Annotated in this window: 17 protein-coding genes; 6 read left to right on the plus strand and 11 right to left on the minus strand. The window is 68.0% G+C overall.

All coding sequences use genetic code 11. From position 1 onward, the window contains the following. Positions 1-44: 44 nt before the first annotated feature. The 4 genes from ACTIFS_RS18410 to ACTIFS_RS18425 all read right to left on the minus strand — a co-directional run bounded on the left by ACTIFS_RS18410 (position 45) and on the right by ACTIFS_RS18425 (position 3,309). A complete protein-coding gene (locus ACTIFS_RS18410; RefSeq protein WP_439575598.1) occupies positions 45-1,022 on the minus strand; it encodes a beta-ketoacyl-ACP synthase III in 978 nt (325 codons plus the stop codon). Continuing rightward, entirely contained in the window at positions 1,016-2,080 is a 1,065-nt protein-coding gene (plsX, locus tag ACTIFS_RS18415) for a phosphate acyltransferase PlsX (protein WP_439575579.1), read from the minus strand. The genes ACTIFS_RS18410 and plsX overlap by 7 nt, the downstream gene beginning before the upstream one ends. Before the next feature lie 132 nt (positions 2,081-2,212). Then, entirely contained in the window at positions 2,213-2,761 is a 549-nt protein-coding gene (locus tag ACTIFS_RS18420) for a YceD family protein (protein ID WP_439575580.1), read from the minus strand. Next, positions 2,758-3,309: a ubiquinol-cytochrome C chaperone family protein gene (locus tag ACTIFS_RS18425; protein WP_439575581.1), complete on the minus strand. Its 552-nt coding sequence runs from the start codon at positions 3,307-3,309 to the stop codon at positions 2,758-2,760. The genes ACTIFS_RS18420 and ACTIFS_RS18425 overlap by 4 nt, the downstream gene beginning before the upstream one ends. A 132-nt stretch (positions 3,310-3,441) precedes the next feature. Between ACTIFS_RS18425 and ACTIFS_RS18430 the strand changes: the two genes are divergently transcribed. Beyond that, entirely contained in the window at positions 3,442-3,933 is a 492-nt protein-coding gene (locus ACTIFS_RS18430) for an outer membrane protein assembly factor BamE (protein WP_439575582.1), read from the plus strand. 128 nt (positions 3,934-4,061) lie between these two features. After that, entirely contained in the window at positions 4,062-4,442 is a 381-nt protein-coding gene (locus ACTIFS_RS18435) for a hypothetical protein (protein ID WP_439575583.1), read from the plus strand. On the opposite strand, the gene ACTIFS_RS18440 is transcribed toward ACTIFS_RS18435, so the two are convergent. Together ACTIFS_RS18440 and ACTIFS_RS18445 are read right to left on the minus strand one after the other, a co-directional pair. Continuing rightward, positions 4,439-5,215, minus strand: coding sequence for a TerC family protein (locus tag ACTIFS_RS18440; RefSeq protein ID WP_439575599.1), 777 nt, complete (start codon positions 5,213-5,215; stop codon positions 4,439-4,441). The genes ACTIFS_RS18435 and ACTIFS_RS18440 overlap by 4 nt on opposite strands. A 259-nt stretch (positions 5,216-5,474) precedes the next feature. After that, on the minus strand, positions 5,475-6,449 hold the full coding sequence (locus ACTIFS_RS18445) for an NADPH:quinone oxidoreductase family protein (RefSeq protein ID WP_439575584.1): 975 nt from the start codon (positions 6,447-6,449) through the stop codon (positions 5,475-5,477). 247 nt (positions 6,450-6,696) lie between these two features. Here ACTIFS_RS18445 and ACTIFS_RS18450 point away from each other — a divergent pair, with 247 nt between their 5' ends. The 3 genes from ACTIFS_RS18450 to ACTIFS_RS18460 are packed head-to-tail and all read left to right on the plus strand — an operon-like array spanning position 6,697 to position 8,643. Continuing rightward, a complete protein-coding gene (locus ACTIFS_RS18450; protein ID WP_439575585.1) occupies positions 6,697-7,320 on the plus strand; it encodes a YdcF family protein in 624 nt (207 codons plus the stop codon). A gap of 34 nt (positions 7,321-7,354) precedes the next feature. Then, positions 7,355-8,101, plus strand: coding sequence for a lysophospholipid acyltransferase family protein (locus ACTIFS_RS18455; protein ID WP_439575586.1), 747 nt, complete (start codon positions 7,355-7,357; stop codon positions 8,099-8,101). Positions 8,102-8,151: 50 nt separating this feature from the next. Next, positions 8,152-8,643 (plus strand): hypothetical protein, encoded by a 492-nt coding sequence (locus ACTIFS_RS18460; RefSeq protein WP_439575587.1) that lies wholly within the window; start codon positions 8,152-8,154, stop codon positions 8,641-8,643. A gap of 90 nt (positions 8,644-8,733) precedes the next feature. Here ACTIFS_RS18460 and ACTIFS_RS18465 read toward each other — a convergent pair whose 3' ends face one another. The 3 genes from ACTIFS_RS18465 to ACTIFS_RS18475 form a co-directional block, all read right to left on the minus strand. Beyond that, positions 8,734-10,890 carry a sodium-translocating pyrophosphatase gene (locus tag ACTIFS_RS18465; protein WP_439575588.1) on the minus strand — a complete coding sequence of 719 codons (2,157 nt, stop codon included), beginning with the start codon at positions 10,888-10,890 and terminating at the stop codon, positions 8,734-8,736. Positions 10,891-11,113: 223 nt separating this feature from the next. Beyond that, positions 11,114-11,947, minus strand: coding sequence for a type I methionyl aminopeptidase (map, locus tag ACTIFS_RS18470; protein ID WP_439575589.1), 834 nt, complete (start codon positions 11,945-11,947; stop codon positions 11,114-11,116). 208 nt (positions 11,948-12,155) lie between these two features. Then, positions 12,156-13,055 carry an NAD(P)-dependent oxidoreductase gene (locus ACTIFS_RS18475; protein ID WP_439575590.1) on the minus strand — a complete coding sequence of 300 codons (900 nt, stop codon included), beginning with the start codon at positions 13,053-13,055 and terminating at the stop codon, positions 12,156-12,158. Between the two features lie 138 nt (positions 13,056-13,193). On the opposite strand from ACTIFS_RS18475, the gene ACTIFS_RS18480 reads away from it, so the two are divergent. Then, positions 13,194-14,228 (plus strand): LacI family DNA-binding transcriptional regulator, encoded by a 1,035-nt coding sequence (locus ACTIFS_RS18480; protein WP_439575591.1) that lies wholly within the window; start codon positions 13,194-13,196, stop codon positions 14,226-14,228. Here ACTIFS_RS18480 and ACTIFS_RS18485 read toward each other — a convergent pair whose 3' ends face one another. Continuing rightward, a complete protein-coding gene (locus tag ACTIFS_RS18485) occupies positions 14,229-14,642 on the minus strand; it encodes a DUF1489 family protein (RefSeq protein ID WP_439575592.1) in 414 nt (137 codons plus the stop codon). A 46-nt stretch (positions 14,643-14,688) separates the two neighbouring features. Further along, positions 14,689-15,078 carry a hypothetical protein gene (locus tag ACTIFS_RS18490; protein WP_439575593.1) on the minus strand — a complete coding sequence of 130 codons (390 nt, stop codon included), beginning with the start codon at positions 15,076-15,078 and terminating at the stop codon, positions 14,689-14,691. Positions 15,079-15,309 lie beyond the last annotated feature (231 nt).

Genomic DNA, 15,309 nt, shown 5'->3' on the forward strand with positions numbered 1-15,309 from the left:
GGCCTGCGAAGGGATCGGTCAACCCATCCGGCGACCGGGATTTGTCACCAGCGCACCAGCGCCGAGCCCCAGGTGAACCCGCCGCCCATGGCCTCCAGCATGACCAGATGTCCGGGCCGGATGCGGCCGTCCCTCACCGCCACGTCGAGCGCGAGCGGAATGGAGGCCGCCGAGGTGTTGCCGTGCCGATCGACCGTGATGACCACCTTGTCGGCGGGGATTTTCAGCTTGTCGGCGGAGGCGTCGATGATCCGCCTGTTGGCCTGGTGCGGGACGAACCAGTCGAGGTCGGCAGACGTCGTTCCGGTGGCGGCATAGGCATCAGTGATCACGTCGGTGATCATGCCGACCGCGTGCTTGAACACCTCGCGCCCCTCCATGCGCAGATGCCCGACCGTGCCGGTCAGCGAAGGGCCTCCATCGACATAGAGCTTGGGCGTGTGGCGCCCGTCGGAGCGCAGATGCGTGGTCAGCACGCCGCGCGGCACCGCGTCGTCGGCCTGTTCAACGGCCTCCAGCACCATGGCGCCCGCCCCGTCGCCGAACAGCACGCAGGTGGTGCGATCGGTCCAGTCGAGGATGCGCGAGAAGGTTTCCGCGCCGATGACCAGCGCGCGCCGGTGGCTGCCGGAGCGCAGGAACTTGTCGGCGGTGGCGACGGCGAAGACGAAGCCTGAACAGACGGCCTGCAGGTCGAAGGCCACCCCGTGGGTGATGCCGAGGCGCATCTGCACCGCTGTCGCGGTCGCCGGGAAGGTGCGGTCCGGGGTGGAGGTGGCCAGAACGATGAGATCGATATCGCCCGCCGCCAGGCCCGCAGCGGCGAGCGCCGCCTCGGCCGCCTTCAGGGCAAGGTCCGAGGTCGTCTCGCCTTCGGCGGCGATGTGCCGCTCGCGGATGCCGGTGCGCTGGACGATCCACTCGTCGGAGGTATCGACGAGCCGGGCCAGTTCGGCATTGGCCATGACCCGCTCGGGCAGATGGCTGCCAACCCCGCGAACAACGGAACGAAGCATCACGATGCGGCCTCAAGTGGGGGCGTCCGCGGTTCCGGCCGCGTCTGGTGATAGGAATCGATCATGGAACGGATCTTTGACTGGAGATCGTAGCGGGCCATGTCGAAGCCGACATCGATGGCGCTGGCGAATCCGATCGGGTCGGTGCCGCCATGGCTCTTGATGACCACGCCGTTCAGACCGAGGAACACGGCGCCGTTGCTCTTGCGCGGGTCCATCTTCTCGCGCAGCGTGGAAAAGGCGTTGCGGGCCAGCAGGTAGCCGAGGCGCGAGCGCCAGGTGCGCGCCATCGCCGCACGCAGATATTCGCCGATCTGCTTGGCCGTGCCCTCGCCGGTCTTCAGCGCGATGTTGCCCGTGAAGCCCTCCGTGACCACCACGTCAACTTCGCCCTTGCCGATATCGTCGCCCTCGACGAACCCCCGGTAGTCGAGGGTCGGAAGGTCGATCTCGCGCAGGATGCCGCCCGCCTCGCGGATGAATTCGAGGCCCTTGACCTCCTCCACCCCGATATTCAGCAGGCCGACCGTCGGACGCTCCAGATCGAAGACCACCCGCGCCATGGCGGCCCCCATCACCGCCATGTCGACAAGCGCGGCCGCGTCGGCGCCGATCGAGGCGCCCATGTCGAGCACGATGGATTCGCCACGCAGCGTCGGCCAGAGCGCCGCAAGCGCCGGCCGCTGGATGCCCTCCATGGTCTTCAGGTTGAAGGCCGACATGGCCATCAGGGCGCCGGTATTGCCGGCGGAGACCGCGGCATCGGCTCGCCCGAACTTCACCTCGTCCAGCACCTTCCACATCGAGGAGACCCGCCGGCCATAGCGCAGCGCCCGGGACGGCTTGTCGTCCATGCGGATGGCGACATCGGTATGGATCAGCGTGGAGCGTGCCTTGACGCGCGGATTGGCCGAAAGGAGCGGCATGATCTGCGCCTCGTCGCCAATGAGGATGACCTCCAGGTCGCGATGCCGCGACAGGGCGATCTCGGCGCCGGGGATGACAACCGAGGGACCGAAATCACCCCCCATCGCATCGAGGGCCAGCCTGACCTTCTCGGACATCCTCTATCCGTTCTCGGCGGGCGCCGTCGGCACCCTCATGTCGATCCCCGCCGGCTGGTCCGGCCCGGGGACCGGGACAATAGCGGCTCGCCGGGCCGGCACAAGGGCCGGACCGTACGGACCAGCGCCCGTTTACGTGTCCTTCAGGCGTTTGGAAAGTCCCGCGAACGGCGACCGCTCCGGCTCACCCTCGCCTTCGAAGCGGGCGTCGGGCCGGCGCGGATAGGGATCGACGCCCAGCGCCAGGAACTCGGCCGCAACCTCGGCCAGATCCACCGTGCCGCCGATCAGCGGATCATCGGCATCCTGGCCTGCATCGATCACGTCGCGCTTCTCCTCGGCATCGCGCACGACGACCGGCCGGATCGACTTTTCCGGCCGGAAGGTCGCCTCGATCTCCTCGTCGATCTGGCCGTCCACCGGTTCGAGCGTGACCACGCAGGTTTGCACGACACGGGCCCGGACCCGGCCGACCACGGCTAGCCCGTCGCCGCGATGCGGGCGGACAACCACCTCGAGGTCGAGCGCCGTGACAGCATCGACCCCGATGCGCTCGGCGAAGGCGGCGAGTGCGGCCTCAGGCAGCCCGGCCTTGCGCACGTCCAGTCCGGCCGAGGACACCTCGCCGATCCGCACCGGCCAGGACGGCAGGCGCCCGGTCCCATCCGTTGGTGCCGTCAAGCCCCCTCCTCCTGGAGCCGGCGGCGCGGCACCGGCGGGAACACGATCTCCCCGCGCGCGAAGCGCTGGAAGGGAAGCGAGGAGAGCTCGGCGACCGCCGCCCGCATATAGGCCGCGATCGGGGTGGCGTCGGCCTCCTCGTCGCCCAGCACGTTGCGTGCAATGGCCCGCGCGAGGGCGCCGGCCTCGGCATCGGCCAGCGCGTCGTCATAGGCCTTCACCCGGCCATAGAAGGCCTGGCCCATCTCCTTGATGCGCTTCGGCACCTTGGTATCACCGACGCCGAGCTCCCTCAGGCCGCGGTCGAGGTCGAGGAAGAACAGGTCGAACAGATCCTGGCCGAGCTGGCGCCGGTCCTCCGGCTCTTCCTTCAGGCGATGCAGCAGCAAGAAGACGTGCAGCGAGACCAGTTCGAAACGACCGGTGACCGTGTCGCCGACCCCGTGGTCGCGATAGAAGGCGGGATCGCGCGCCTGCGCCACGATGGCGCCGTAAAGGGTGCTGATCGTCTCGTCGCGCTTCTTCCTGCGGAACAGGCCGAGAATCATCGGTGGATCCGTGGTCGGGTTGCATTGGCAGCAGGCGGGGGTTAAGTCATCGCGCCGGCTCATTCAAGCAAGGCGCCCGTTCAATCGGGCGGGTCGGCACCGGCCTTTGGTGTTTCTGAGGTTTGCGGTTTCATGGTCACCCTGTCGTTCCGTTTCGCAAGGGCCGCGATTGTCGCGGGCATCGCCCTGACGACGGCTGCCTGTTCGTCCGGCCCGCAGCTGACCTCGCTGCCGTCCCTGCCCGAGCCGATCGTCGGGCAGTCGCGCGAAACCTTCAACCGCGGTTACGTGGTGTCGGAGGAAGCGCTGTCGCAGGTGCGCGAAGGCAACAGCCAGGATCAGGTCCTGGTGGCTTTGGGCACGCCGACGACGATCTCGACCATCAACGGCGATGTCTTCTACTATATCAGCGAGAAGCAGCAGCGACAGTTCCTGTTCCAGCAGACCCGCACCGTGGAACGCAACGTGCTGGCCGTCTATTTCAACGGCGAGCGGCGCGTCGAGCGGGTGGCGAATTACGGTCTGCAGGACGGCAAGGTGTTCGACTTCATCTCGCGGACGACGACGTCAGGTGGCGAAGAGGCCAATCTGCTGCGCCAGATCATGGTTGGGCCGCGAACCTGACGGCCGGCCGGCAACTCGCGCAGTTTCCCCTGCCCCTGTCTGCCGCCAATGCTCCTGACATGACGGTGTCAGCAGGCCGGCAACAGAGCCGTTGACCGGACCACGCCTTCTGTTCTCTCATTGTTCCCATGAACAAACGGCGAATCATCCATGCTTTCGATGCCGGCCGGCCCGCTGCGCTTGCGGCGGCGGGACTTGCCCGCGGGTTCCACGCCTGGCGCGGCAAGTCCGGCCGGCGCTACCTGACCACGGTTCATGATGCCCGCTGCGCGCCGGCCTATGGCAGCGGCGCCATCGTGGTGCTGGCCCGCCCCGAGGCGGATGGCACGCGCGTGGCGGTCTGGGCCGGGCGCTCGCCCGGCTCCGAACAGGCACTGGCCCGCCTGGCGCGGATGAAGGGGGCCTGCGAGGTCCACCTGCATCTGACCGCAACGGACGAGGCCGCACGCGCCGCCGTCGAGGCCGATCTCGTCTCGCCCATGGACGTGTGCCAGCCGGCCCTTTCCTAGGGTGCGTGGCCCCCGGGCGGCGGCGCGTGACCATTGGCCGCCTGTCGTGCCCTCGCCCGCCGCGACAGCATGTTGAGCCCTTCCACAAAGGCCGAGAAGGCCATGGCCGAGTAGATGTAGCCCTTGGGCAGGTGCGCCCCGAAGCCCTCGGCGATCAGCGTCATGCCGATCATCATGAGGAAGCCGAGGGCCAGCATCACGATGGTCGGGTTGGCCGCGATGAAGCGGGCAAGCGGGTCGGCAGCCAGCAGCATGACCATTACGGTGAAGACCACCGCGATGACCATGATGACGATCTCGTTGGTCATGCCGACGGCGGTGATGATGCTGTCGACCGAGAAGACGAGGTCCAGCAGCAGGATCTGGACGATGGCCGCGCCGAAATTGTTGGCGGCTACCCGTGTCGTCGGCGTGTCGGCCCCGTGATGGGGATCGACGCTGTGGTGGATCTCCTTGGTCGCCTTCCACAACAGGAACAGGCCGCCGGCGATCAGGATGATGTCGCGCCAGGAAAAGCCCTTGCCGAGGATGGTGATGACCGGCGTCGTGAGGGTGACGATGATGGCGACAGTGCCCAGCAGGGCAAGGCGCATGACCAGCGCCAGAAGGATGCCGATGCGCCGGGCCCGCTCGCGCTGGCCTTCGGGAAGCTTGTTGGTCAGGATCGAGATGAAGATGAGGTTGTCGATGCCGAGGACAACCTCCATGACGATCAGTGTCGCGAGCGCCGCCCATGCCGCAGGGTCGGCTGCCAGTCTGACAACATCTTCCATCATCGCCGCGCTCCGCGATCCGTGCCGCACGCGGGCTCGCGGATCGCACAGCGGTCCGCACCGGGGGCCTGGTCCATTGATTGCCGTTCAGGCAGACCAGATCAACGGGAACGAAGCGCCAACGGTTCCAGACTGGCGCAGTTGTTTGCACGCACCCCTCCCCGGGGTGCGGCCGCGTTGCGCTGGCGCGGGCGCTGGGCTGGAACGCCTGGCAGGCCGGCACGACAGGGGCGACCGCACGCAACCCCTGCCAGCCCCCTCAGGGCTTGAGAATGACCTTGCCGCGCGCGCGCCGGCTGGTCAGTTCGCCGATCGCCTCGGCGAAGCTTTCCAGCGGATAGGTGGCATGGACGTGAAGCGAGAGCTTGCCTTCCGCCGCCCAGCGGCCGACCTGAATCATGTTCTGGCGGTTCGCCTCAGGATTGCGCTGGGCGAACGAGCCCCAGAACACCCCGCGGATGTCGCAACCCTTGAGCAGGGTCAGGTTGAGCGGGATTTTCGGGATCTCACCGCCGGCGAAGCCGATGACGAGGAACCGGCCCTCCCAGGCGATGGAGCGCAGCGCCGGCTCGGCATATTTGTCTCCGACCGGATCGTAGATGACATCCACGCCCTTGCCGCCGGTCAGTTCCCGCAGCTTCTCCTTCAGATCTTCGGTGGCGTAGTTGATGGTCAGGTCCGCGCCATGCTCACGGCAGAACGCCAGTTTCTCGTCGGAGGAGGCGCAGGCGATCACGGTGGCGCCCATGGCCTTGCCGATCTCGATGGCCGCGAGCCCGACACCGCCGGCCGCCCCCAGCACGGCCAGCGTCTCGCCCGGCTGCAGTTTCGCGCGATCCTTCAGCGCATGGATGGTGGTGCCGTAGGTGATGATCATGCCGGCGGCCTGCTCGTCGCTCAGGCCATCGGGGATCGGCGCCAGCGCCGCGGCCTTGACCACGAGATGGGTGCGCGCCGCACCGTGGGACGCATTGCCCATGACGCGGTCGCCGACCTTCGCGGAGGTCACGCCCTCGCCGACGGCCGCGACCGTGCCGGCATATTCAGAGCCCGGCGAGAACGGCAGCGCCGGCTTCACCTGGTACATGTTCCGGATGATGAGATTGTCGAAGAAGTTGAGGCCGACGGCATTGACGCGCACGACGACGTCGCCGGGACCGGGAACGGGATCGGGCAAATCCTCCACGACCATGCTCTCGGGGGGGCCATAGGCCTTGCACAGAACGGCTTTCATCGGGGGTCCTCCTCGGCGCCGCACACCATCAGCCGGCGGCAGCGCGGTCAACCTTGGCCGAAGGACGGGCCGGCCCCGATGCCGGGCACCCATGCGGGAAACAGTACCGATCCCGCCACAGACCGGACTTCCGGCCGCCCCATTCGCTGCTATTCTAGGCGGAATGGCGGATCAGGGCTCGCATGTCGCGCCGTCCGGCGCTCCCGGCAATGCAACGCCCCGTCCGGCACGGTCGTGGCGCCGGAGGATGCTGCGCCCCGGCTTCCTGCTGCTTGCCGTCACCGTTCCCGTCGCCACCGTGCTCGGACTTGGGTTCCTGAGCTTCGCGGATGGAGTCACGCAGCCAGCCAGCGCTGCCGTGCCACGGACAGAGGCCATAGTGGCGATGACGGGCGGTGCGCAGCGCGTGACGGACGCGGTCGCCCTGCTCGGCGCCGGCCACGGCCGACGCCTGCTGATCAGCGGCGTTCACCCGGCCGTCGGCGAACGCGCCATTGCCCGTGCCGTGCCCGAAGCCGAGCGTTTTCTCGACTGCTGCATCGATCTCGACCACCGCGCACTCAACACCTTCGGCAATGCCATCGAGACGGCCCGCTGGGTGCGCCAGCACGCGTTCCGCTCGGTGCTGGTGGTCACCTCCGCCTATCACATGCCTCGCACCATGCTGGAGCTCAGGCGCCAGCTTCCCGATGTCGAGCTCATCGCCCATCCGGTGCAGGCCGCCTCCGCGAACGGCAATCCGTGGTGGAAAGATGGGCAGAGCCTGAAGCTTCTCGGCCTGGAATATGCCAAGTATCTGATGGCTGCCGTGCGGCTGAGGCTGGATTCCCCGGTGGCCGAACCGCGTACGGTCCGCGTGTCGTCCTCGTGAACGCCCGGAACAAGGGCGGGAAGGGCTCCGCCCGATGCTCGTTCTGCGCTCCCTGCTGTTCAATCTGTTCTTCTACGTGTGGACCATCGCGGTCATCCTGGTCCTGGTGCCGTGCATGCTGCTGCCCGGCGACCGGGTGATCCTGGCCGGCGGACTGCTGTGGGGCCGCGGGAACCTGCTGGCGCTGCGCCTCATCTGCGGCATGAAGGTCGAGTGGCGCGGATTCGACAAGATGCCGAAGGGCGCGATCCTGGTCGCGGCCAAGCACCAGTCCGCCTGGGAAACCTTTGCGTTCTTCGTGCCGTTCCGGCGGCCGGCCTATGTCTACAAGCGGCAGCTGGCCTATGTGCCGCTGTTCGGCTGGCTGATCTGGAAGGCGCGGCAGATCCCCGTCGACCGCGGCGGTAAGGGCGTCGCCCTCGCCTCCATCGCGGCAGGGGCCGAAAGGGCCGCGGCAGACGGCCGGCAGGTCATGATCTTCCCCGAAGGCACACGCAGGGCGGTGGGAGCCGCGCCGGACTACAAGTTCGGCGTCACCCATCTCTACGAGCGGCTCGGCGTGCCCTGCCAGCCCGTGGCGCTCAATTCCGGCATGTTCTGGAGCCGGAAATCCTTCATCAGGCGCCCCGGCACGGTGCTGGTGGAACTGCTTGATCCGATCCCGCCGGGCCTGCCGCCGGATGTCTTCGCCGAAAGGCTGAAGAGCGAGGTGGAAGCCGCAACCAATCGCCTGATCGCCGAATCGCTCGCCCGCGGCGAGGGCCAGGGGCCGTCGCACTGAGCTAAACGGGTCTCTTGCCGGACTTCGGGCGAATGGCCTAGCCTGCCGCCATGTCCAGCCCCTGGCGCCTCGACGAGGGCATTGTCCTGGAGGAGCGCGGGCTGCTCCTGCCCTGGCTGGCGGCGCGCGAGGTGGCGGCTGCGATCGGCGCCCCTGAACGCAGCGATGCCGGCGTCACCATCCTGCGCTGGTCGGACCGGGTGTTCGGCGGGCTGCCCGTGCACATCGAGGCGCGCTTCGACGACGGCACCCCGCCGGACAGGCGCTACTGGTTCAACGCCGACCGACTCTTTGCGGTGTGGATGCAGCGCAGCGACATAAGCCATGAACGCGCGGGCGCGCGCGCGATCTACGCGGCGACCTGCCAGCACCTGCTCGCAACCCTCCCCCCGGTCGAGGAGATCGTCCAGAACGGCTATCCCGTCCGCGAATGGCATCTGGAGACGGCGAGCCTTCATGTCGGCCTGACGGAACGCTTCGTCGAAACCTTCGCCATGAGCGTCCGCCATGCGTCCGTCAGGACCTGGTCCGTCCCGGGCTGAGGCCGGCATCGGCGGGCTCAAGACCTGCCGGCAACGAAAAAGCCCCGCGGGATCGCTCCCGCGGGGCCTGCCGATGGCCATCGCCGAGGCTCAGTGCGCGAGGATCGCGAGCAGCAGCAGGGCGACGATGTTGCAGATCTTGATGGCCGGGTTCACCGCCGGGCCGGCCGTGTCCTTGTAGGGGTCGCCGACGGTGTCGCCGGTGACGGAAGCCTTGTGCGCCTCCGAGCCCTTGTGGTGGGTCACGCCGTCCTTGTCGACGAAGCCGTCCTCAAAGCTCTTCTTGGCATTGTCCCAGGCGCCGCCGCCGGACGTCATCGAGATGGCGACGAACAGGCCGTTGACGATGACACCGAGCAGCGAGGCGCCGAGCGCCGCGAAGGCCGAGGCCTTGGACCCGGAGATCCACAGCACGCCGAAATAGACGACGATGGGCGCCAGAACCGGCAGCAGCGAGGGGATGATCATCTCCTTGATCGCCGCCTTGGTCAGCATGTCGACGGCCCGGGCATAGTCCGGCTTGTCGGTGCCGGCCATGATGCCCGGCTTCTCCCGGAACTGGCGGCGGACCTCCTCGACGACCGAGCCGGCGGCGCGGCCGACGGCGGTCATGGCGATGCCGCCGAACAGGTAGGGGATGAGGCCACCGAAGATCAGGCCGGACACGACATAGGGGTCGGACAGGTCGAAGGTGACCGGCGTCATGCCACGGAAGTAGCCGTAGACGGTCGAGCCGGCCTTGTTGGCCTCGGTGATGAAGTAGTTGAGGTCGTAGCTGTAGGCCGCGAACAGCACCAGCGCGCCAAGACCGGCCGAGCCGATGGCATAGCCCTTGGTGACCGCCTTGGTGGTGTTGCCGACGGCGTCGAGCGCATCCGTCGAGTGGCGCACCTCCTTCGGCAGGCCGGCCATTTCGGCAATGCCGCCGGCATTGTCGGTGACCGGGCCGAAGGCGTCGAGCGCGACGATCATGCCGGCAAGGCCGAGCATGGTGGTGACCGCGATCGCCGTGCCGAACAGGCCGGCGAGCTGGAAGGTGGCGATGATGCCGCCGACGATCACGATGGCCGGCAGCGCCGTCGATTCCAGCGAGACCGCGAGGCCCTGGATCACGTTGGTGCCATGGCCGGTGACGGAGGCCTGGGCGATGGAGACCACCGGCCGCTTGCCGGTGGCGGTGTAGTATTCGGTGATCCAGACGATCAGGCCGGTGACGGCAAGGCCGACGAGACCGCACAGGAACAGGCCCGTGCCGGTGACCGGCTTGCCGGCGACCGTGCCGACCACACCCCAGCCGGTGACGAACTGGGTGGCGATCGCGAGGCCGCCGATGGACAGGATGCCGGTGACGATGAGGCCCTTGTAGAGCGCCCCCATGATCGAGTTGTTGGCGCCCAGCTTCACGAAGAAGGTGCCGATGATCGAGGTGACGATGCAGACCGCGCAGATCGCCAGCGGGTAGATCAGCGCCGATTCCAGGGCCGGCGTGCCGGCGAAGAAGATGGCGGCGAGCACCATGGTGGCGACCACCGTCACCGCATAGGTCTCGAACAGGTCGGCCGCCATGCCGGCGCAGTCGCCGACATTGTCGCCGACATTGTCGGCGATGGTGGCGGGGTTGCGCGGGTCATCTTCCGGAATGCCGGCCTCGACCTTACCGACCAGATCGGCGCCGACATCGGCGCCCTTGGTGAAGATGCCGCCACCGAGACGGGCGAAGATGGAGATCAGCGAGGCACCGAAGCCGAGCGCCACGAGGCCGTCAATGACCGTGCGGCTGGTCGGGGCGTAGCCGCCGGGGCCGGTCAGGGCCCAGAAATAGACGGCGACACCAAGGAGGGCGAGACCGGCGACCAGCAGGCCGGTGACCGCGCCCGCCTTGAAGGCGATGTCGAGGCCGCCTGCCAGCGACTTCGAGGCCGCCTGGGCCGTGCGGACATTGGCGCGCACCGACACGTTCATGCCGATGAAGCCGGCAGCCCCGGAGAGCACCGCGCCAATAAGGAAGCCGACCGCAACGATGGCCCCCAGCAGGTAGCCAACCAGAACAAGGATGACGGCGCCGACGATAGCGATGGTGATGTACTGGCGGCGCAGATAGGCGGCCGCGCCCTCGGCGATCGCCGAGGCGATCTCCTGCATGCGCGCGGAGCCGGCATCCGACTCCATGAGCGAGCGGATCGCCCACACCCCATAGACCACGGACAGAAGTCCGCAGCCGATGATAATCCACAAGGCTAACGTCATGGAATGTTTCCTCTGTCGCGGCGTCCCGTCAGGGGCGTCCGTCCGGCCCCCGCCGCCGGATGTTGTTGGCTCGCCAGTGGCGGTCGGGTGCATGATGCGCTACCCGACCACGAGTCGGGCACGTTTCTGCCAAAGTCCGGCACATGAAGCAACGCATGGCAGGCCCTGCAGGCTCGGTCTTTGGTCGATTGTTCAGAGATTTGCGGGCCGGCGGCCCGCCAACTCACGCCGCCGTGCTCGCCGGCGGCCGCTCCAGACCCTTCGGCGACAGCGTGAACACCTCGACGCCGGTCTCCGTCACGCCCACGGCATGCTCGAACTGGGCCGAGAGCGAGCGGTCGCGCGTGACGGCGGTCCAGCCGTCGGACAGCACCTTCACATGCGGGCGGCCGAGATTGATCATCGGCTCGATGGTGAAGAACATGCCGGGCTTCAGTACGCTGCCCTCGCCCGGCCGGCCGATATGGACGATGTTCGGCTCGTCATGGAACAGCCGTCCCAGGCCATGACCGCAGAAGTCGCGCACCACGCTCATGTGCTGGGGTTCGACATAGCTCTGGATGGCATGGCCGATATCGCCGACGGTCGCGCCCGGCTTCACCACCGCGACGCCGCGCATCAGCGCCTCGTAGGTCACCTCGATCAGCCGTTCGGCCCGGCGCGGGATCTCGCCGATCGCATACATGCGCGAGGAATCGCCGTGCCAGCCGTCGAGCAACAGCGTCACGTCGATGTTGACGATGTCGCCGGCCCGGAACGGCTTGTCGTTCGGGATGCCGTGGCAGACGACATGGTTGATCGAGGTGCAGCAACTCTTCTCGTAGCCGCGATACATCAGCGTCGCCGGAAAGGCGCCGTGGTCCATGGCAAATTCGAAGACCAACTGGTCGATGCGCTCGGTGGGGACGCCTTCGCGCACCTCGCCGGTCAGCATGTCGAGGCATTCGGCCACGAGCCGGCCGGCCCGGCGCATGCCCTCGAAGGCCTGGGGACCATGAATCTTGATCTGGCCGTTCTTCCGCAGCGGCGCGGTCACGGCATCGACATAGGAAACCACGAGCGACAGATCCTCGAAGGAAGGCCGGTCTATGACCGACAATCCGGGCAATAGGGCGATGCATGAAAATAGGCAAGTTGCGTGACCGTGCAACCTCGCGCCGCTCGCGGCAGCCTCCCGCCGGCAGAAGCGCGGCGGGTCCTCTCCTCGCTGGCCGGTCGACAGGCGCCGCTCGGCGCGCTGGCGGAAGGGGCTTCGGGTCGCCCCGTCAGTCCAGAAGGTTCAAGCCGTTCCAGCGCGCCACCTCGTCGGACAGCATGGGCACATATTTGCCGCCGTTCCCCTGCGCCTCGGCCATGGCGAAGCAGTTCTTCACCGCACTGCCGAGCGGATTGGCGATGCCGGAGGCTTCCGCCATGGCGGCGCAGTAGCGCATGTCCTTGTGGGCGTTCGAAAGCGTGAATTTATGCGCGTTTTCATCGCGCTCGATCACATACTTGAAGTATGTCTGGAAGAAGCCGCAATCCATGCGCCCGCCGCCGAGCACGGCATGGACGCCTTTTGGCGCGACCCCATTGGCCTTCGCCACCGCCAGCGCTTCCGAATAGAGGGCGGCATAGCCCATGGCGACGAAATTGTTGACGATCTTCATGGTGTGGCCGGCGCCCGTCGGGCCGACATGGATGATCCGGCCGGCGAAGCAGTCGATGATCGGGCGCACGCGCGCGAGATCAGCATCGGAGGCCCCGACCATGACGTCGAGCGTGCCCTCCCAGGCCTCCTTCGGCGTGCGCGACAGCGGCGCGTCGATGAAGGTCACGCCGAGCGTGGCGAGATCGGCCGCGAGCCTGCGGGTCAGGGTCGGCTCGGAGGTCGAGCAATCGACGATGACCATCCCGGCGCGCAGGCCGCCCTTCAGGCCGTCCGGCCCCTCGACGACGGCCGCCACCTCCGGCGATCCGGTCACGCAGATGAACACGATGTCGGAGGCCTCCGCCACAGCCCGCGGGCTTGCCGCCTCCTGCGCGCCGCGACCGACGAGATCTTCCACGGGCTTGCGGTTGCGGTTGGCGGTCACGGTCAGCGCATAGCCCTTCTCGACGATGTTCTTCGCCATGCCGTGGCCCATCAGCCCGACGCCGACGAAACCGATTCGCTCGCTGCCCATCCTGCCCTCCCGAGGCTCTGTTTCGACGGAGCCTAACCCGATCTCCGCCGGAAGGACGAGAGTGAAACGATTGAACCGGGCTTTCAAATCTTGAACTGAAAATTTAAAATATCGGCGGTTGTGAATGTGGAGTTGAGAATGGACCAGATCGTTCGCCCGGCCCGGGTCACGCTGCAGATGATCGCCGACGAACTCGGCGTCTCGACCGCGACGGTCTCGCTGGCCCTGCGGTCAAGCCCGCTGGTGGCCGAGGCCACGCGCGAGAAGGTTCAGGATCTCGCCCGCCGGCTCGGCTATATCTACAACCGATCGGCCGCCAGCCTGCGCACCGCCCGCACCAACATGATCGCGGTGGGGGTCAACGACATCGTCAACCCCTATTTCGGCGAGATCCTCGCTGCCATCGAGGAAACGCTGGCCGGCTCGGGCCATACCGTTCTGCTCGGCACCTATTCCGACGATCCGGCCAAGCAGGACCGGGTGCTCGGATCGCTGAAGGAGTACCGGCCCGACGGCATGATCATCTGCCCGGCCAATGGCGCCGAGGCGCCGGGCCTCAGGGCCGTGGCCGCCTCCGGCATCCCGATCGTCCAGATCACCCGCGAAATTGCCGGCGTCGGCCTCGATTTCGTCGGCTCGGACGATGCGGCAGCGACCCGCGTCGCCCTCGACCACCTGTTCGACCTCGGCCACCGGCGCATCGCCTGTATCGGCGGTTTCGACAGCATGTCGACAGGCCTCAACCGCCACCGCGCCTATATGGACTGGCTGAAGGACAAGGGTCTTCCGGCCAGTCCCGCCCTGCTGCTGCCGGGTTCCCCCACCCGCCATGCCGGCTTCCAGGCGATCCAGACCCTGCTCGACATGCCCGCGCCGCCGACCGCCACCATCTGCATCAACGACCTGACCGCCTTCGGCGTGATGCTGGGCCTCAGGAACCGCGGCAAGGAGCCGGGCCGCGACTTCTCGGTGGTGGGCGCCGACGACGTGAAGGAGGCCTCGCTCTGGGTGCCGGGCCTGACCACGGTCAACAACCACCAGGCCGATCTCGGCCGAAGGGCGTGCGAGCGGGTGCTGGTGCGCACGGTCAATCCGGCGCTGCCGGCCGAGCGCATCATCATTCCGCCGACGCTGGTGGTGCGCGGCTCGACGGGGCCGGCGCCCGCGTCCTGATCACAGCAGCCCGAGTTCGGCCAGTTCCTTCGCCAGTTCGGGCGGCATGCCCTTGGTCGCGCCTGAATCGAGGTCGGGCGGGGCGTCCTTCGCCTCGAAATAGCGCCAGCCCTGGAACGGCCCGCGCCGGCGCGGGTGAACGCGGACGATGACCGGCTCGAGGATCAGGTCGCAGCGGGAGATGCCCTCGCCGTCGGTGAAGGGGCGCACGCCGATCAGCCGCTGCCGGCACAGGATCGACCCCTTGATCACCCAGTAGAGCGAGCCCTTGCCGACAATCTCGTCGGCGCGCTTCGGCATCATGCGGGTGGTGTGGACCTGCTCGCCGGACAGGCGGACGCGCCGCTCGACCCAGTCCTGGAGGTCCTCGACCGAGTCGGCACCGACACAGAGCTTGATGAGATGGAGCGCCATGGCGCCAGACTAGCGCTGGCGGGCCGCGGCCCCAAGAGCCTGGCCGTCAGCGGTTGGGGACAAATGGCGAAATCGGCCTGAGGCCGAGCGCAATGCACAGGTTGGTGCGCCAGACCCGGCCGTCGCGCATGGCGGCGAGCGTCACCCGCTGGGCGACCTCAAGCCGCACCCCGCAGGCGGCCGAGCTGGCCGGCGTCAGCAGCGTGATGGAGGTGACCGGCGGCCCCTTCTCGATGCGGCCGATATCGATGGTGGCCTGCAGCTGGCCACGCACGGCGGTGACGACCGCCACCGTGCCCTCGAAGACGATGTCGGCACGCTGGACGATCTCCGCGCGGGAGAAATTGTAGCACTGGCAGGCGTGGGCGGGGGTCGCGGGGGCGATGAACGCTGCGAGGACGGCGAGGAGGAGGCTGGCACGAGGTTGGCCCTTCATGACGTTCACGACCCCCCGAAACGGGCACCACCTCACCTCTCCCCGGCGGGGAGAGGTCGATCCGAGCAACAGCGAGGATCGGGTGAGGGGGAGTCTGCGCCTGAATCGGCCCTGGGGGGGGGCCCCCCCCCCGCCGCCGCCCCCCCCCGCCCGGCGGGGGGGCGGGGCGGGGGGCCCGGCGGCCGGGGGCCGGCGAGCGGCACTCCTGCCCCCCAGCCGGGCGGCCCAGGG

The sequence above is a fragment of the Phreatobacter sp. genome, assembly GCF_051860605.1.
Taxonomy (GTDB): domain Bacteria; phylum Pseudomonadota; class Alphaproteobacteria; order Rhizobiales; family Phreatobacteraceae; genus Phreatobacter.